This window comes from Bacillus timonensis, from assembly GCF_004799755.1.
Taxonomy (GTDB): Bacteria; Bacillota; Bacilli; order Bacillales; family Bacillaceae_L; genus Ferdinandcohnia; species Ferdinandcohnia timonensis_A.
In genome coordinates, this window is the sequence record NZ_SLUB01000006.1 from 49,349 (window position 1) to 68,533 (window position 19,185).

Below are 19,185 nucleotides of genomic sequence, written 5' to 3' on the forward strand. Positions count from 1 at the left end.
TAGGGCTGAGCTAGGGATTTTTGGTCAGCCCTATTTTAGCAGTCTATTTTATTTTGAAACTTCTAATCCTGTTTGTTGTTGTGCCTGTTTTTCGCCATCCTCTAGCATTTGTTGCGCTGGCTTATCTTCTAATAGGAATGCCTGGAACTCACTACTCATTATCGATCTAAGCTCTAACTCAGCAGGTGCATGGTTAATCGCTAAAATTTCTGGTACTGTTTCTGCAAATTTCGTAAAGAATGGTTGGCTATTAAAATATTCTTGATTTTCCGTAAAGATTGGTTCTTCATAAGCCGCTAACAATGCAGGGAACAGGCCTCTATTTGTTAGTGCTTTAATTTGTGAGTCAACGTCAGTTGAAGCAAACTCTGCCAGAGCGTAAGCAGCTACTTTATTATCAGATGAACTCGGAATGGCTAGAGCAGATCCGCCATCATTGGCTGCCCTCACCCCACCTTCTTCTATCGCAGGAAGTTTAAACATATCCCATTTACCTGACAGTTCTGGCATTTGTTCTAACATTGTTCCACTCCACCATACAGCACCTGGCTGAGTAGCCACTTCACTGTTTTTCATAGCAGATACTTGTCCATCCCAGTTATTTGTATAGATGATTATCCCGGCATCCTTCATTTTTTGTAAAATTTCTGCGGCCTTTTTCGCTTCAGGAGAGGTAAGATCTAATTTCCCGTCCCCAGTAAAATAATATTTCCCTTGCTGTTGTAGCATGATGCGCAAAAGTCCTTCACTATCAGTTCCTAAAAATGCCTTTCCAGTATGTGCAACAACCTTTTTACCCACTTCTATATAATCATCCCATGTTTCGATACTCCTTGGGTCAATACCCACTTCCTCAAAAATGTCCGTTCGATAAATAACTCCTACCGGACCCAAATCTCTCGGGGCAGCTATAATATTACCTTCACTATCCTTTAAACCTTCGACTTTCGATTGCGAAAATTTAGCTTCATGTTGGTCATAACCTAGTGCACTAAGATTTACGAAAGGATCTTTAAATTCATTTGTAAATGAGTGGATACGATTATTTTCCACCTGTATTAAATCAGGTAAACCACTTCCACCACTGGATAAACCAGCACTTAGTTTTTGATACACTTGGTCTACACCTAGGTGTTCAACCGTTACATTCACATTTGGATATTTTTTGTTAAACTCTGGTAATACATCTTTCTCTAAATAATTTGCCTCTAATGCCCACGCCCAAACAGTAACATCTCCTTCTATATCCTCGGGATTTTCGGGGATGGTTAGGTCTTCTGAATTTGACGGTGAACTATTACAACCTCCTAGAAATAAAGAAAAAATAATGACTAAACCAAAAAACCAATAGTTTTTCACAAGCACACACTCCTTATTTTTTATAATTAAACAATTGAAAAATGTTTAATGACAAAATGAATCAACGCAAAATGATAACGGTTACAAATAATTCAAAAAAATAACTGAATCATTTGTTTGATAGTCTGCCTGTATTATAGAGAAAATAATACAGATATATTGTTTTAATGTAAGATTATTTGAAATTATATAATAAATCAGGACGAGATTATGGTATAATTTCCTTAAAATTGGTATTTATTCACTTTTTTTGAAATAGTAAAAATGAAATATTAGGACTATGGAGGTTAAAAATCGTGGATAAAAAACTTCAAGAGAACAGTGTGGAGTTGGCTTGCAAATTAATTAATGAGACAACGAACATCCCCATTTACGTGTTAGACAGACACCGTAAGATAAAACTAGATTATTCATCTAATTTGCCTTATAACCCTATATTTACATCGAATCAAGAACAGCTACAAAGTATTGAACTTTTTGAAACAACTAAACTATTTCCTAGATTACATAAAAATGAATTTTTAGAACAATATGTTTCAATCCCTTTCGTTCAACATAACACATACTTAGGGACGATTCTCTTAGGACCTACTGTGTTTCCTAAACCTTCGGAAATTTTTCTAGATGAAACTATTACTTTCCATGAACTTGGGGAAATGGCTACTGAAATAAAAAATTATTATTATTCCTTACCAGTAATAAGTAGTTGGAAATTACTACATGCAAGTGTTCTTCTTTCTAATGTGATTTTCAGTAAGAAGTTTGACATTAACGAAGTATTACATCAAAATCAGATCAATATTGAGGCGCCCTTGAATGTCGAGTTACCTGACAAAAATATTTCATTATTACTACAAAACGCTTTTTACCATCACGATCCTGTTTCAGAAGGGAAACTTTATCAATATATTACGGATGGAAACAAAGAGGATATATTACTTTATTATAAAGCCTTCCGGCAGAGGTCAGATTTTGAGTTTGGAAAATTATCTAAGAAAAGTGAACTGAGAAGTCAAAAAAATTTAACCATTGCAACAATCACTTTAGCAACACGTGCTGCAATTGCTGGTGGTTTACATTCTGAAATTGCATATACTCTAGGAGACCGATATATTCAGGATCTAGAAGAACTCCACTCAATAAAGGATATTGAAACATTTACTGAAAATGTTCTCTATGAATTTGCTGATAGAGTAAATCAAAATAAAAAACAACTATATTCAAAGCCAATAAGTGATTGCCATAAATACATTTTCAAACACATTTATGAAAACCTTTCACTCTCTATACTGGCCGATTATGTTTCTTTGAATCCCAAATATCTCTCGAACATATTTAAAAAAGAGGTAGGAATGACAATAAGCGAGTATATTCAAAGATCAAAAATTGAAGAGGCAATAAAACTGATGACATTTTCAGATTATTCCTTATCAGAAATTTATAGCCTACTCAATTTTACTGACCAAAGTTATTTTACTAAGGTATTTAAAAAATTTATTGGTCTTACTCCAAAGCAATATATGAACAAGATCAATGAAGCAGATAATCTTTTCAGGTCTAATCCGATCCAACAATCTCTAATACATAATTAATTGGATTGTAGTTATACAACGATGATGCAATTGTTTCAAATAGATTTGTCCTATTTTTAACTACGATACGAAAAAAATTACAATCTTAACAAAAATAAAAACGGACCAGTTCCAATTCGAATTGATCCGTTTTATCTTGCAATCCATTTCTTACCTATGCAATTGAGCTAGAACCAACATAGAATATTCCAAGAAATTATGTCTTTCCTTTATAGTATTTATTCTAAAATACCCTCAATTTTTTGGATCACTTCATCTGAGAGTTGAATTCCAACCGCTTTCACATTTTCTTCCACTTGACTTGGTTTACTTGCACCGGTTAGCGTACTTGAAACATTGGATTGCCTTAAAATCCAAGCTAAAGCAAGACTAGGCAATGTAATATCCAATTCGTTAGCCAAATTCTCTAGTTGTTCCACTTTACTAAAGATTGATCGATTTAGCATATCTTTAATAATGTTATTGATGGATTTATTTGATGCCCGACTATCTTCAGGAATACGATCAGCCTTGTACTTACCGGTCAACACACCTTGAGCAAGCGGAGAAAATACAACTTGTCCCACACCATATTTTTCACTGACAGGGATTACTTCTTTCTCGATATATCGAAGAAACATGTTATATTGCGGCTGGTTGACAACTATGCGGTCTAACAAAAATTGATCTGCAACACGCATCGCTTCTTCAATTTGTGCTGCACTCCATTCACTTACACCCGCATACAAGATTTTCCCCTGACGAATTAAATCATCAATGGCTCGTAACGTTTCCTCCACGGGTGTTTCTGGATCATAGCGATGGCAGTAAAAAATATCAACATATTCTAAGTTCATTCTCTTTAAACTAGCATTTACTTGTTCGGTTACATGCTTTCTTGATAACCCCGATCATTCGGACCTTCACCCATAGGCCAAAACGCTTTTGTTGTAATAATATAGGACTCACGTGGATACTGTTTTAATGCTTGAGCCATTACCTTCTCACCCTGTCCTCGCTCATAAACATTAGCGGAGTCAAAAAAGTTAATACCTAATTCAAAAGCTTTATGTATCGTTTTTTCAGCCACGTTATCTTCTACCGATTTTCCATACGTTAACCAACTGCCCAAACTAATTTCACTAACTTTTAATCCACTTTTTCCTAATCTTCTGTACTTCATAGTAAGAAGCCCTCCTTAATATTTTTCACTTTCTTCTTTATTTGTTTATTAAACCTCGAAAATACTACCTATAGCCAGCTTCCTCATAAGAACTGACTTTATAAAAAAGTATTGGATTTCTAATAATAAAATTCAATTACTAATGAATTACGTAAAGCTTTCTAAAACACTGAAGCGTTAAACAAACAATTGATTGAATTCTACGTTTTTAAAATACCTGTTTAGTACAGATTAGTACTAATCAGGCTTTTGCTAAACCAAGAACCGATTATAATATTATTTAGATAAAAAGAAATTTCAGAGGGTCAATCATCATTAAATCTCGTTGACCTATACCATATTCAAAGGTTTCTCCTACAAACTCTTTTTCTTTTTCTATTATCTTATTAACCTTGCGTGCAGACCCATTAGCCCAAGTTGAATTTAAGTAAGCATTCACTACTTTTTTTCCAACCTCTACACCTATAATTTGTGCTCACATGGTGTTAATCTGTGCATTATTACTTAATTGCGCTCTTTCTGCAGAATAAACATCGTGACATAGTGCAGCCCGTATTCCAGGATATTTATTTGCTGCAATTGCCACGCCAATACCTGTTCCGCAAATTAAAATACCTCGATCAAGTTCACCACTACTAATGGCTTCAGAAACTTCAAATGCAACATCAGGATAATCAACTGCATCACACGAATGACAACCATAATCGATTACTTCGTATTCGAAACCATCTAAAAACTCCTTAATCCCTTCTTTAAATTCAAATCCATTATGATCACTACTAATACCCATTTTCATATATTACTTTTCCCCTCTCTCCTAGCCAACAGTTAGATAATTTTCAATTGATAAAAGTATTCTTTGAAAGCTATCACTTTCCCAAGCAGCCCTTCCGATAAATAAGCCATTTACATCTTCAGCATTAAGGTATTTCAAACATTAGTTGGGTTTAATAATGTTTCTTATTTCATTAAATGTTTCAGCGAATCTGAAAAGTTAACGCCAAAAGCATTTAGAGATAAATACCACACACTTACTACCTATAGATGGGATGTTGTAAATTAAAAGTATAAAAGCCTATCTAGTGAATATATGCGATTGACAGTAGATAAGAAAGAAGCTTTTCTATATTTTGGGTCAAATCTTAAACAATCTAACTACTTCCACAACGAAAAAGGATAGAAACAAAGACAGTATATTGTTGTAGGGGGGAATCCTTCTACATTCGGTTCTTAAAAAAATGTGCTGGAGAAATTGCCCACCAGCACATACATTCTCTTATTCTATTTCCGGAACTCTTTGAATTCTTGGATCTGTAAAGATGTCACCTTCATCGGTACTTTTTGTTGAAAATTCGGAGACAATCGTGCCTTCACTTCCTGCTTTAAACCAATGTAGGGTATTAGGATAAATGGTATACTGTTCGCCTGGCTTTAAAATAATTTCATGAAAAACGGTATAGTACTCGTCATCCCCCTGTGGTGGATTCATCGCGCGGTTCTTTGTTTCTTCTCCCTCTACATAAAGATATACCGTTCCGTATCTGCATCGAAAAGTCTCTTCCTTGCCTTCATCAAAATCTCTTTTTGGATGCTTATGCTCAGGACAGGTTTGGTACGGAAGTAATGCCAACTCTTTCGCGCAAACCAGTTCTGTATTCACATAGGTAATCAATTGCAACCCTGTATCTTCCACTTTATTGAGTCCAAAGTCAGCCACTTCTAAACTACTTTTCTCTTTATCCGTCAAAATTATATGAGCTTTCTCGAATAGCTCTAAAGCCTGTGCTTTTATTTTTTCATACTCATGCTTTTTCATACTTCAAACCTCCTTGTAGGCAGTCTTGTCTATTTTTTTGCATATTGCCCTTTATTCGAAAAGATTTCCATCGCTCTCTTTACATCTTTTTTAATTGCATCCTTCGCAATTACCGCAAAGTCATGATAGAACAGGTCTTTGTTTTGCTCGATATATTCTTTTATGGCATTCGCACCTGCTTTGGCAGCATAGCTGTAATAGTTGATTTTTCTTACCCCTGAATTAATGACAGCTAAATATTCTTCCTCGCTTAATCCAGAACCACCATGCATGACAATGGGTATCTTCGTATTCTCAGAAATCAACTTCAATCGTTTGATATCTAATTGAGGCTCTTTAATATAGATTCCGTGTACTGTCCCAAAAGAGGCAGCTAATGCATCAATTCTTGTTCTCTGAACAAAATCTTTTGCTACTTCTGGATCTGTGTAATAATCTTCTGCATCTCCTTCTGTAAGTTCCTCTCCGCCTGCCGTTTCTTCGCCACCAATTCCAGATGAAGTGATCATACCAAGTTCGGCTTCAACGGATACATTATGCGAATGGGCATAGTCCACCACTTCGATAACCGTATTCACATTATCTTCATAACTCATATGTGAAGCATCAATCATAACGGAGCTAAACCCAGTGTCAATCGCCTTTTTGACCGTTTCTAGGCTTGAACCATGGTCAAGGTGCACGACCACTGGAACACTAGCATTTTTAGCAAGTTCAACGAGAATGGGTCCCATGACTTCAAGCGGCGTAACTTCAAAGTGTACTTCGGCATGAGATAAAATAATTGGAACCTGTAGTTCTTCTGCTGTTTCAATTGCTGCTCTAGCCGATTCCAAGGTAGGAGAGTTAAAAGCTCCCACTGCAAAATTTCCCGCTTCTGCTTTTGCTAATATCTCTTTTAATGTGACTAACATAAAAAAACAACCTCCTTTAGAATTCGATCCGTTCTCTTTTTGGAAATTTCCCATACATTGCAATGAGCTCTTCATAACTTTTAACTCCAGACGTACTGTCCTCCGCAAATAAAGAGGATGCCGCCGACGCCGTACCTACTTTCATTGAATCAGGAAGACTCAAATTTTTTATAGCGCCGTATAATACTCCAGCTACATAAGCATCCCCCGCACCTACCGTTCCTTTAATTAATTCCCGGTCTATCAACAAAGAAGGAATGCTATAGAATGATGTCCCATCGTACCCAAAGCTTCCTTCCGGAGTATGAATAATAACCCATTCCTTGACCCCAAATTCCTTCAACCTAAAAAGAACCTTTTGAATATTAGAAGTGATTAAATCCCCAGAAAACTCTCTTAATGGAATTCCAACACTTTTTCCCGCTTCAATTTCATTGATAATACAATAATCTGTATACTTTAAACTGGGAGGGACAAGTTTTTCATATCTGTTACTATTTTCACTGACAATATCTATGGACGTTTTCAAACCATTGTCCTGTGCCTGTTTAAGTACCTTAGCCATCTTTGTTCCATATTCACTGTCTTCTTGATCTAAAGAATCTAATAGAAGTATGTAGCCAATATGGAGAAACTTTGCATTTAATTTTTCAAATTTAATCGTATCCTCATCAAACAAGGATGAATTGCCCCTGTAGGTGAAAAAGGTTCTAGTATGATCGGTTTCATCCTGAATGACATCTGTAAAGGGAGTATCACCTATTACCTTCACATGGCTGAGATCAATATTTTGATAGTTTCCTAATCTCTCTTTAAGAAAGTGGCCCTTATCATCGTCACCAATAAGGGCTACAACTTCAATCGGTAGAGTTGAATCGATTTTAGCCGTTGTAATTGCACAGTTTGAAACTGCTCCTCCACTTGACCTTGAAATACTCCGGATTGTGGTTAATTCTGATCGATTTGGATACTTCTCAAGCTTCTTAATTTCGTCTACGGCAATCGTGCCTGCAAACACAATTCCCTCTCTCAATTCATCACCTTCTTTTTTCACGTTGATTTTACGACTTTCTTTTCTTAATGACGTCTGCATACACCGCTACTAAAATTACAATCCCTTTTACGATATACTGCCAAAAAGAACTGACACCCATTAGGTTTAAACCATTACTAAGAACTCCTATTATCAGGGCACCGATTACTGTACCACCAATCCGTCCGTAGCCACCTGTCATACTTGTTCCACCGAGAACTACTGCTGCGATTGCATCAAGTTCTGCTCCAGTTCCTGATGTAGGCTGTCCAGAAAACATACGTGAGGCAAGAACAATTCCCGCTACTGCCGACATGAATCCACCAAATGTATAGGCAAAGAACTTTACTTTTTTTATATTAATACCGGAAAATTTTGCAGCCTCCGCATTTCCACCGACTGCATACATGTAACGGCCTAGCTTCGTTTTGTTCATGATGAAATAACATATGATTAAAAGAATAATTAAATAAAATACCGGCATTGGTAGTACCCCACCAATATAACCGGAACCAATTGAATTAAAAGAATCTGACATGACACGAATTGGTTTCCCATCAGAGATTACGTAAGCCGCGCCTCTTGCGATATTCATCGTCGCAAGGGTTATAATGAAAGGTGGGATGATAGTGGTTGCAGCAATATACCCATTTAGTGCACCAATTAACATTCCAACTAAAACCCCTACAGCCACTGCCGCAGCAACAGGAAAACTAAATAATGCAATGAGCGATGTCGTGACAACACCTACTACCGCCATAATTGACCCAACTGAAAGGTCGATACCGCCGATAATAATGATCATGGTCATCGCTAAGGCCAAATATAAATTGGTAGATGTTTGTCTTAATACGTTTAATAAATTATTGGATGAAAGGAAGTTGGGATTAACGAGAGATATCACGATACATAAAACAATTAGTCCGATAATAATCCCCAAGTTTTCCCTTACGAAGTTTTTAATACTGCCCCCCATGTTCATGACAATATTGTCCTTTTTGTTTACATTGTAAGATACTTGAGACACTTTTAATTCCCCCCAGTCGCGTAATGCATGATTGTCTCTTGATCAGAGTCTTCCTTATTTAAGATCTTTTGAATTTTACCCTTGTACATAACGGCAACTCGATCACTCATGTTGATAACTTCAGGAAGTTCAGAAGAAATCATGATAATCGAAACACCCTCTTTTGCCAATCTGTTCATGATTGCATAGATTTCTGCCTTTGCCCCAACGTCAACACCTCTAGTCGGTTCATCAAGTATCAGAACCTGTGGCTTTGTTGCTAGCCATCTAGAAATCAATACCTTTTGCTGATTTCCACCACTTAAATTTCCGACTTCCTGCTCCGGGCTTGGCGTCTTAATTGATAATTCATTTATATAATGATTGGTTTCATTGTTTTCATATTTAAAATTAACCCTTAAAAATTTGATAAAGTCTTGTAAAATTTTAATCGTTAAATTGTATTTAACCGATTGCGTTAAGAATAATCCTTCTTCTTTACGATTTTCCGTAACATATGCAATTTTATTTTTTATGGCATCGTTAGGATTCTTGATATTCACCTTTGTGCCATTGACCATAATTTCTCCCTGCTCAAATGAGTCCAGGCCAAAGATACACTTCATCAACTCTGATCTTCCAGCTCCCACTAGCCCGGAAAAACCAAGAATCTCACCTTTCCTCAGTTCAAAGCTGGCATTTTCAATAACACCTTTTCTTGTTAGATTGTTAACTTTCAAAATCGTTTCACCAGTCGTAGAAAAATCCCTGACATAGTAATTTGTTAATTCACGACCAACCATCATCGCGATTAATTTATCATTTGTTGTTTCTTTTGTTACCACTGTACCTACATACGTACCGTCCCGCATAACTGTAATTCTGTCGGTAATTTCAAATAACTCATTCATACGATGAGAGATATAGACAATTCCTACGCCTTGTTCTTTTAAATTTCGAATTGTCTTAAATAAGAACTCTACCTCTTTATCCGTTAATGACGAGGTTGGTTCGTCCATTACAATAATTTTCGAATGAAAAGAAACGGCTTTTATGATTTCAATCATTTGCTGCTGTGCAACAGTCAATTGATTGACTGTTGTTTTAGCTGATAATCCTAAATCGAAATCATCTAAAAATTTTTGCGCATTTTCATACATCAATTTTATATCTACGAATCTTGCCTTCGTTAACGGCTCACGACCCAGATAGATATTTTCCGCTATCGATAAGTAAGGGACTAAACTGATTTCTTGATGAATAATGCTAATGCCAAATCTCCGTGCATCTTTGACACCATTAATCTGAACTTCATTCCCATTAATAAAAATGTTCCCTTCGTTAATATCATAAATGCCATTCAATATCTTCATTAATGTTGATTTTCCAGCACCATTTTCTCCAAGCAGTGCATGGACCTCTCCACTTTCTAGTTCAAAATCAACACCTTTTAAGGCATAAACTCCAGGAAACTGTTTCGTTACACCTTTCATTTCTAACAGTTTACCGCTCATATTTACCACCTCATTTCATTTGAAAGAAGTGACTCTTAAATGGATGCTTAGCAACATATGCTCTGTTCCTTTTTAAGAGTCACCCATCAGTCAAAAGCGTTATTTATCGTATCTTACTGCCATCCATCAGTGCCGTATTTATCCACATTGTCTTTATTGATGATGAATGTTTCTACTGGCGTTCTTTGTTCAAATTTTTCACCTTTTAGTACTTTATAGGCTACATCAACTGAGATTTGACCAATGGAAATCGGTGATTGAGCACCTGTTCCTACAAACGGACCGCCTTCCGCAATTTCCGCTTTAGCACTTGGAGAACCATCGACTCCATAAATAGCAATATCGGTCTTATTGGCCGCTTTGACAGCCGCTAATGCTCCTAATGCACTTGGGTCATTTCCACCCATAATGGCTATAATATCTGGGTGAGCTTGAAGGATATCCTCTGTAATATCAAGAGATGTTTCTAAGTCACCTTTACCATCCTGCTGCGCTACGACTTCGAAGCCTTTACCCTCAATCGCTTCCATAAAACCTTCAATTCGATCATTGATAGAGTTCATGGTTGGACTATCAAGAATTGCAATCTTTCCGCCATCCGGGTAATTTTTCACCAAATCTTCGCCTGCCACACGGCCTGCATTTTTGTTATCAGAACCAACATATGCAGTAACATATTTGAAATCTTTAACCTCTGTGTCATAGTTAATGATCGGTATTCCCGCTTCCTCCAGCATGACTAAAGCAGGTCTAATTCCTTCCCAGTCAACTGGGTTTAAGAAAATAGCATCGATTCCCTGTGAAATCATGTCTTCAATTTGATTAATTTGAAGTTCTACATTCATCGCTGGATTTGTTGTAATAAGCTCATCACCATTTGCTTCAACCTTTTCGCGGATTGCTTGTTCAAGCACCTGGAAGAATGGATTATTCTGTGTCATCGACGTATAACCAAACACATACTTGTCTTTTGATTCCTTACCATCTCCACCAGATTGTTCGTTGTTGTTACACGCAGCTAACACAAACATTAGCAAGGCAACTAAGAAAACGGATACAAACTTTTTCATGAGATTTCCCCCTTTGTTAAATATGTGAAATTTTTGCGAGTAAGGATGTAAGCCCTTTCCCTGGTACTATCGTATCAATTGCATTAGTTTTAGTCTTTTCGAAAATTTAACAATTTTTATGAATTTTTAACTTTAATAAAAGCGCTTACAATCTTAAAAGGATAGGACACCTGTAATCCAGCGTCCTACCCTTTCGTTATACTCCCACTATTGAAGTGCGCCTTTACGATACTGGTTGGGGGAAACCCCTACAGCTTTTTTAAAGGCAGTGCTGAAATAGTGCTGAGACTCATAGCCAGCTTGCTCTGCAATTTCATACACTTGTAAGTTGGTAAAATTCAGAAGGTGTATTGCCCTCCTTATCCTCAATTCGGTAACTAAACCGGTAAAAGAGGTCCCTAATTCTTGTTTGATGAGCCTACTTAGATAAACAGTTGATACTTGCAACTGATGAGCGACAAATTCTAGTGTTAAACCTGGGTTCGTATATTGCTGATAAATGATTTCTTTCGCACGCCTTACAATCGGAGATATGAGAGATTCCTCTGAAATCTGCCTTATACAATTCTGATACACAGCAGGAACGGAATCGAAATCTCCTGAAATCGTTTCAGAATAAAGAGTTGGGGATATTTTTAATTCAGATTGGGTATCCACATCTAATTCTGTGAACATTTTTTCATCAACATATTCCCAAAGCAAGATAACTAGTCCTGATGGATCAGAAAATATGAGTGAATGCCTGTTTGGTAACATATCTAAAATAACATTCTTCAATTTCCATTGCCGTAATTCATGATTCATTTCTAGATTTAAAGACTGACTCATTTGTAAATCGCGACAGCGAATGACTATCATCATCTGGGGTACTTTCTTTGGGAGCCTCCAAAACTGTAACTGCTCGACAATTTCATCCTTTGTAAGCTTTCCCTCAACCCATTCACGGCAAAACTGTTCTTGAAGAATCAACGTATTATGTGTGATATGATTTGAGGCTATTTCTAGATATTTTGTTTGAGCCATATGGGATTGAATGGAACTTCGAACCTTGTTTAGGACTTCTAATAAGCTATTGGGCTTTATCGGCTTCAAAATATAGTCTTCCACCTGTAGGCGTAGTGCCTCTTGGGCATAGCTAAACTCATCATAGCCAGAAATGATTACAACTCTACATGCTGGAAGCTTTTCCTTGATATTTTTTATTAAGGTAAGTCCATTCATGATTGGCATATTTAAGTCTGCCAGAAGAATATCCACTTCATATTTATATGCAAGCTCTAAAGCTCTTTCGCCGTCTTCGGCTTCTGCTGTCACTTCCATCCCATATTTTTGCCAATCAATCGAATAACGGATTCTTTCACGAATATTTGGTTCATCATCTGCGATTAATACCTTTAAGAGCTGTTCCAATTATCCTACCCCCATTGCAATTCATAATTTGGATTCAGAGGAAGCAAAACCTTAACTAACGTACCCTTTCCTTGAGCACTTTCAATGGATAAACCGAAAGCATCACCATTCGTTAACTTGATTCTTGCCTGTACGTTCATGATTCCGTATCCAATTTTCGTATTATCTTTTGTCTCTTCCAAACTATTAAAATCAATTGCTAAATTTTCTCGGATTTTTGATAATCTCTCTTCTGGAATACCAACTCCGTCATCTTGTACGAAAAGGACTAGTTTACCCTCTTGTTCTTCAGCAGCGATCAAAATAGTGCCTGGTCCCCGCCTTTCCTTGATTCCATGATAAATTGCATTTTCAACAATTGGTTGCAGCACCAGTTTAATAACTGGGATATGGATTAATCTGGAGTTAATTGAAATACGATAATTCAATTTATCTTGGTATCTCGCTTTTTGAATTTTTAAATAGCTTTCAACATGCTCGATTTCTTTTTCCAAGGGGATAATGTCTTTCCCCTTACTAAGTCCAATCCGGAAGAGCTGTGATAAAGAATCCACAACTTCTGACACATCCATTGCCGCTTTTTTTTGAGCCATCCAGCTTATCGTCTCCAGTGTATTGTATAAAAAGTGTGGTTTAATTTGAGATTGGAGTGTCTGCAATTCTGCATCCCGCTTTTGACGCCCTTGAATTTCGATTAATGAAATCAAATCGTTAATCTTAGTCAGCATGGTATTAAAGCTGGTACCAAGTCTCCCAATTTCATCTGCCCGATTCCCCTTATACCTAATCGATAAATCCCCTGATTCAACCTGATTCATAAACGCGTTTAATTGATTGATCGGTCTTGTCATTGAATGGGATAAATAATACGATGCACCAATGCCAAACGCACAAACAATAAATAAAAAGCTAATCACGTAAAAGTTAATCTGCTGAACCTCTATAACCGATTCATTTGTTGGAAAGACCCCAATGGTTGTCCAATTCGAAAACGGCAATTTCCTGTAAATAAACTGTATATTATCTCCATCAATCGATTTAGTAAATGAACCGGATGAATCGTTTTCAAACCAGCTTGCCTTAATCTCATTCACCAAGGAGACTTGCGGAGAATAGATAGCTTCTCCCTCATCATCGATAACCATTAAATATCCAGACTTTCCTAATCTGACATCCTGAATGACTTCCGAGATTGCCCTTAATTTTAGATCAATTAGGATAACACCTGTTACTGTTTGCCTTTCTGGCTCAATAATTGCACGTACACCTGAGACGAGCTCACTATTTAAATAATTGGCATGTGATTTCACACTTCTCCCAGCAGGATGGCCGATAATTTTAAAAATACCATTATTCTCAACGGCTGCTCGATACCATTCCTCTTCAATTAATGAATGAATGTCTCGTGGATACAGTTCATTACTGATATAGTTCCCCTTTTGATTGATGATAAGAATCCCCGCAATTTCAGGATTAACCGTTGTTAACGCCTGTAAAAATTGCTCAATGTCGTACTGATGATTTCCTTCTTGATTAACATCGTGTTGAAGAAAATCTATCACCTGAGGATTCATAGAGATGAAATAAGAAATATCCTGCATATTTTCAACGTACGATTCTAATGATTTATTTGCCTGACCCAATAATTGAAGAGTATGCTCTGTTACTTGTTTCTCAATAATTTTGTCAACGGCAAGACTAATCAATGAACCAAGGCCAATGGAGGGAAGGATACTTATAATTAGCAGTAGTGCTATGATTTTATAACGAATCGGCATATCATTTATTCCTAAAGAAATGACTTTTTTCAATTTCACCACTCAATTCCTTCTCACCTATTCTGCATAATAACTATCTACATTCTTTTTAGTTACAACGGTTATCCCTGTATCCAGTGTTGGAAGTTTGTTATGTGCATATGGATCACTAGGTAATCTAATTAATCCATGATGAAGATGAAACAAATAGTTTAGCGCCCAATAGCCCATGCTCCAAGTGCCCTGAGCAAGAGTAGCCTCTATCGTTCCTTCCTTTATCATATCAAGTGTTTGTTTATCTGTATCAAAGCTAACAATTTTAACGTCCTTATCCTTTTTCAACTGTAAAACAGCCCTTCCAGCACCAACACCTCCATTTGCCTCCGTTATAAAAATACCTTTCAAATCGGGATAATTAGTTAAAATGTCCTTAACAACCTGTTCCGAAACAATTTGATCCCCTCTTCCATCTTCAATCGCGACAATTTCAATTTCAGGATATTGCTTTTCAATTGTCTCTTGAAACCCCTTGAGACGATTAATCTGATTTTGCTGATTAGGGATTGTAACTACCGCTACTTTTCCTTTTCGATTAATGAAATGCGCCAGTTCATGAGCTGCTGTCGCACCAGCATTGACATTATTTGTACCGATAAATGTGTATGCATTACTTTTCGGAGCGTCTGAATCAAAAAGAACAATCGGGATCCCCGCGTCGATTGCTTTAAAAATGGTTACATCCAGTGCATCTGGGTGGATAGCCGAAAGCGCAATACCCGACGGTTTTCTAGCGATTACCTGCTCAAGAACGGTGATTTGCTCCTTCACATCATATTGTGCTGCTCCATGATACTCAACGGAAACGTTAAGTGCCTGGCCTGCATCCTCAAACCCTTTTAAAATCTTTTTCCAATAATCAGTACCTGCCTGGAAGGTGACCATAACATATTTTTCGTCTACTTGTCCCTGCAGTCCTTTTGTTTCATTCAGATTCGCTGTTGCTTCACGTGTTTGAAAGTCTTTTAGATATAATAGAAAAGCAATGATTAATAAAGCATATACAACTAATAGCTTCTTCATTTGTAACCCCTTCCACTAGGTTTTTAGCTAAAGCAAGCACCAAGGAAGTTATCAAAGCTTCCTCTAATACTATTATTCTATTTAAATAATAATTAAATTCAATAAAAAATTCTGTCATTCTTGAGTGATGATCGTTTAGTTATAACATAACCCGGTATCTGGCTCTAGTCCCCAACATCCAGACACATACTCAACAACTAGTATTTCCCCTTATAATTCCGCACAAAAAATTTTATTGTAAATGTGATTTTGTGCTAGAAAAAGTAATTGGTCATAATGTCAAACGGTGGTACACCATCAATTACGAAAATCTCGAAAACTTGAAAACGGATACTCCTGCGAACCACGAAATCTCACCATCTGACCATAATGAACAGACGATATGTTCAAATCCAACAGACGAACTGCTCAATTTAGACAGGCCATGTGTTCAAAATGAGCAGTCTAGCTGCTCAAATTGGACAGAGGATGTGCTCAACTTGAACACACCATTACTAGAGAGTACTTCAGAGAGTACTACAAAGAATACTTCAGAGACTTCTTCTTCTTCAAAAGAGACCTACGAAAAAGAAGACCCATTCCGATTTTTTGAGCAAAACGGATTTGAAACAATTGGAGGCTTTATCGCTGACAAAATCAAAGCATGGTGTACAGATTTATCAGACGATTTCGTTATTGAGGCTATGAAGCTAGCTGTAGAAAATTCATCAAAGCGTTGGAGCTATGTCGAAGCAATATTACGAGATTGGGTGGAAAAAGGGTATCAAACTTTAGATGATGTCCATGCAGCACGTCTTGCGTATAAAAATCAAATGAACCACTCACCTATGAAAAAGCCTCCTAGACAGGAATACATTCCAGAATGGTTTCAAAAGCGTGAGCAGAACCACGAAGCTACACATGACACTGCCTTTAAAAGGGATAAAGGAATTATTGAGGAGCAAATAAAAAAGCGTACGGAACAGGGAGCCACCGCTTCACAGGAACCAACACACAAATCCAGCTTTGAAGAGAAAAAAAGATTGTTTGAGGAGCGTTTAAAGATGTATAGATGAGTGCCAGAAACCAATGCGGGACAATGTACCTGTCCCTTCGCCCACTATTCTAAAATACTATTTATCACATTTTGCCACTATAACAGCGGTTTTGGTTCACTCAAAAAGTCATCCAACAAACGTTTGTTTGAATTTAAAAATCCTTGTTGCTGTTGTGTTAAACAGTCAAACAAACGATTGATTGAAATGTAATTTCTGGATTCGTGCAGGTGAGATTAATTTAATAGTGCCCTACTTTTTTCAGTTAAAGGCTCGGAGGATAGTTCATTGACCCTACATCCCTGAGTTCGGTCACTTCTTGGTTGAATCGGTCATATACAATACTCACTAATTTAGCAAGATAAAGCTTATCATAGTGATGCCTTCCCCCAGTGGCTAATGGAACCTATGCTCCGGAAAACATAAAATATAACATCATTTTACAATTATCTTCATTATTTACCAGCTTATTGAAAACATTGTAAAAATTTAGTATACTAAATTTAACCAATAAGCATACTAAAACTGTTAACATTAAAGTAAGTTAAGGGGTGATGGTATGTGTAATAAGGAGGAAAAAGAATTGGGAACAACCGCTATTAAACGGATCGATAAGTCTAATGTATCCGGTTTATCTAAATCAAAAAAAGAACTATTAGAAAAACATATGGGTAGCGCATCTGCAAACATTGATTTAAACAAGATTCGTGAATGGTGGAAATATGAAAATAATTGATTTCAACAACCCATCTTTTTCTGGATTTGAACCTGATGAGGACATACTGATTGATACAGGAATAATACTTGGTTATTATAACGAGTATGATGCTTACTATTCAACTATAACAAAGTTGTTTAATGATCATATATTAAATAATGACAACAACCTTTTTCTTTACATAAACCCTACGGTTATTAATGAGATTAGTCATTTAGCTAAGACTCCTTTAAAACAATATCTTAAGAAATTTCCAACTGAAGCAGTTAATTTTACTTCTGGAGAAGAAGAATCATTTAAAGAAAAGATTATTAATGGTGTTAAAGAGTTAATTGAAAATGAAGTATTGCTAATACTAGACGGCGACAAAGAGAGTGCATTAAAACAGATTGAACTATCCGAAGCACTTGGAGCTGTAGACGCCGTTAATGCTTCCATTGCAAATTTATATGGGACAAGTTTTCTTACTGTTGACAGAACATTAACGAATAACATTTTTAGCAGACAATCTGATTTACCTAATATTAAAACAGTATATTATACTTCTGGTAGAAATAGAGATTACTAGTTATAAGACCTTTCGCATTGTGTGAGGGTCTTTTTGTATGAAAAAATGGGACATCATTATCTAACTAACAAATGCCCGATGTGTAATAAGGACACCAAAACTTCATTAGTAATACACTGTAAAGCATAAAAAGAAGTGGTGCCTGTAAAAACTCAACACCCCAAAACAACAAACACCCATTAATACTACAATACTGTAAAACCTCAAACAAAGGGACGGTCCTCCTGTTCTCCTGTAAATTAAGTTACAATAGTAATAGATCAACCTACGAGGAGAATAACATGCTATTATTTCTGAACTTTTTAAAGAAGAAAAAGGAAGAACCAAAGCAAACTAATACAACGGCACCAAAACCAAAAAGAACGAATGAACAAGTTGCTACTAGAAAAGGTGAACTAGGAGAATACAAGATTGATATACAACTTGATCAACTGCCGAAAGGGTGCCGATACTTAAGCGATCTCTTTGTAAAGAATCCAAAAGCAAAATCAGGGTATTCCCAAATAGATCATGTGGTGTTAACTCCATATGGTATCTTTGTCATTGAAACGAAAAACTATCAGGGGATCATTTACGTCGGGAAAGATCGTAAGACATGGTTAGTTAATGGGAAGTTTAAAATGATGAACCCTTTTGTGCAAAACTACGGGCATATAAAAGCATTGACTGCTTTTATTGATAAAAATTACCATGACTTCTTTATCTCTATGGTATCTTTCACAAAACGGTGCACCTTTAAAGTAGACTTAGAGTACCGTAAAATAGCATCCAACGAAATAATAGTCTATGATATCGAGCTGTCGGAATTCATCCATCGAAAAGTATCAGTATTAAAAGTTCAACACAAAGAGCCTCTCCTAACTGAAGGTGACATCTCTACCATTTATAATGCCTTTACAGAGGCTAATATCACTGACCCAAAGGTTAGAGAACAACATAAACATGCATTAAAAACAAATACATCTGATGAGGAAACCAACTCAAGCTCAACATGTTCTATTTGTAATAAACCTGTTTCAGAAAAAGTTAAAATGTATTGTTTAGCGAATGAAAAATTCAAAGGCAACATCTATTGCTATGATCATCAAAAATCTTCCGTTAGACTCTAAAGTAGTGCCTAAAACTAAAAAATGAATTATTGTATATTTTGGA

The 19,185-nt window shown here is 36.4% G+C and carries 15 protein-coding genes and 2 pseudogenes; 5 read left to right on the forward strand and 12 right to left on the reverse strand.

Annotation, left to right across the window (positions count from 1 at the left end; genetic code table 11):
- Positions 1-48: 48 nt before the first annotated feature.
- Positions 49-1,359 carry an ABC transporter substrate-binding protein gene (locus E1I69_RS05485; RefSeq protein WP_161974838.1) on the reverse strand — a complete coding sequence of 437 codons (1,311 nt, stop codon included), beginning with the start codon at positions 1,357-1,359 and terminating at the stop codon, positions 49-51.
- A gap of 296 nt (positions 1,360-1,655) precedes the next feature.
- Between E1I69_RS05485 and E1I69_RS05490 the strand changes: the two genes are divergently transcribed.
- A complete protein-coding gene (locus tag E1I69_RS05490; protein WP_136378598.1) occupies positions 1,656-2,951 on the forward strand; it encodes a helix-turn-helix domain-containing protein in 1,296 nt (431 codons plus the stop codon).
- A gap of 218 nt (positions 2,952-3,169) precedes the next feature.
- Here E1I69_RS05490 and E1I69_RS05495 read toward each other — a convergent pair.
- From E1I69_RS05495 to E1I69_RS05545, 11 genes and pseudogenes are all read right to left on the reverse strand, one after another.
- Positions 3,170-4,113 (reverse strand): annotated as a pseudogene (locus tag E1I69_RS05495) (aldo/keto reductase family protein).
- Between the two features lie 280 nt (positions 4,114-4,393).
- Positions 4,394-4,909 (reverse strand): annotated as a pseudogene (gene rpiB, locus E1I69_RS05500) (ribose 5-phosphate isomerase B).
- A gap of 480 nt (positions 4,910-5,389) precedes the next feature.
- Entirely contained in the window at positions 5,390-5,929 is a 540-nt protein-coding gene (locus tag E1I69_RS05505) for a D-lyxose/D-mannose family sugar isomerase (RefSeq protein ID WP_136378599.1), read from the reverse strand.
- A gap of 29 nt (positions 5,930-5,958) precedes the next feature.
- The gene (locus tag E1I69_RS05510; protein WP_136378600.1) at positions 5,959-6,843 is read right to left on the reverse strand and encodes a class II fructose-bisphosphate aldolase; all 885 of its coding nucleotides are present in this window, start codon (positions 6,841-6,843) and stop codon (positions 5,959-5,961) included.
- Between the two features lie 16 nt (positions 6,844-6,859).
- Positions 6,860-7,936, reverse strand: a complete 1,077-nt coding sequence (locus tag E1I69_RS05515) for a carbohydrate kinase family protein (RefSeq protein WP_207308513.1) — start codon at positions 7,934-7,936, stop codon at positions 6,860-6,862.
- Positions 7,905-8,852: an ABC transporter permease gene (locus tag E1I69_RS05520; RefSeq protein ID WP_136378677.1), complete on the reverse strand. Its 948-nt coding sequence runs from the start codon at positions 8,850-8,852 to the stop codon at positions 7,905-7,907. Before E1I69_RS05520 ends, E1I69_RS05515 begins: the two co-directional genes overlap by 32 nt.
- Positions 8,853-8,905: 53 nt before the next feature.
- A complete protein-coding gene (locus E1I69_RS05525; RefSeq protein ID WP_136378601.1) occupies positions 8,906-10,396 on the reverse strand; it encodes a sugar ABC transporter ATP-binding protein in 1,491 nt (496 codons plus the stop codon).
- 113 nt (positions 10,397-10,509) lie between these two features.
- Entirely contained in the window at positions 10,510-11,466 is a 957-nt protein-coding gene (locus E1I69_RS05530) for a sugar ABC transporter substrate-binding protein (RefSeq protein ID WP_136378602.1), read from the reverse strand.
- Between the two features lie 207 nt (positions 11,467-11,673).
- On the reverse strand, positions 11,674-12,876 hold the full coding sequence (locus tag E1I69_RS05535; RefSeq protein ID WP_136378603.1) for a response regulator transcription factor: 1,203 nt from the start codon (positions 12,874-12,876) through the stop codon (positions 11,674-11,676).
- 5 nt (positions 12,877-12,881) lie between these two features.
- The gene (locus E1I69_RS05540) at positions 12,882-14,696 is read right to left on the reverse strand and encodes a cache domain-containing sensor histidine kinase (protein ID WP_347561784.1); all 1,815 of its coding nucleotides are present in this window, start codon (positions 14,694-14,696) and stop codon (positions 12,882-12,884) included.
- 15 nt (positions 14,697-14,711) lie between these two features.
- Entirely contained in the window at positions 14,712-15,713 is a 1,002-nt protein-coding gene (locus tag E1I69_RS05545; protein ID WP_136378604.1) for a substrate-binding domain-containing protein, read from the reverse strand.
- Positions 15,714-15,964: 251 nt separating this feature from the next.
- On the opposite strand from E1I69_RS05545, the gene E1I69_RS05550 reads away from it, so the two are divergent.
- The 4 genes from E1I69_RS05550 to E1I69_RS05560 all read left to right on the forward strand — a co-directional run bounded on the left by E1I69_RS05550 (position 15,965) and on the right by E1I69_RS05560 (position 19,142).
- Complete coding sequence (locus E1I69_RS05550; protein ID WP_242634537.1) at positions 15,965-16,768, forward strand: DnaD domain-containing protein; 804 nt, start codon at positions 15,965-15,967, stop codon at positions 16,766-16,768.
- Between the two features lie 538 nt (positions 16,769-17,306).
- Positions 17,307-17,483 (forward strand): hypothetical protein, encoded by a 177-nt coding sequence (locus E1I69_RS24355; RefSeq protein WP_154670397.1) that lies wholly within the window; start codon positions 17,307-17,309, stop codon positions 17,481-17,483.
- Positions 17,470-18,033 carry a hypothetical protein gene (locus E1I69_RS05555; protein WP_136378606.1) on the forward strand — a complete coding sequence of 188 codons (564 nt, stop codon included), beginning with the start codon at positions 17,470-17,472 and terminating at the stop codon, positions 18,031-18,033. The genes E1I69_RS24355 and E1I69_RS05555 overlap by 14 nt, the downstream gene beginning before the upstream one ends.
- A gap of 281 nt (positions 18,034-18,314) precedes the next feature.
- Entirely contained in the window at positions 18,315-19,142 is an 828-nt protein-coding gene (locus tag E1I69_RS05560; protein ID WP_136378607.1) for a nuclease-related domain-containing protein, read from the forward strand.
- Positions 19,143-19,185 lie beyond the last annotated feature (43 nt).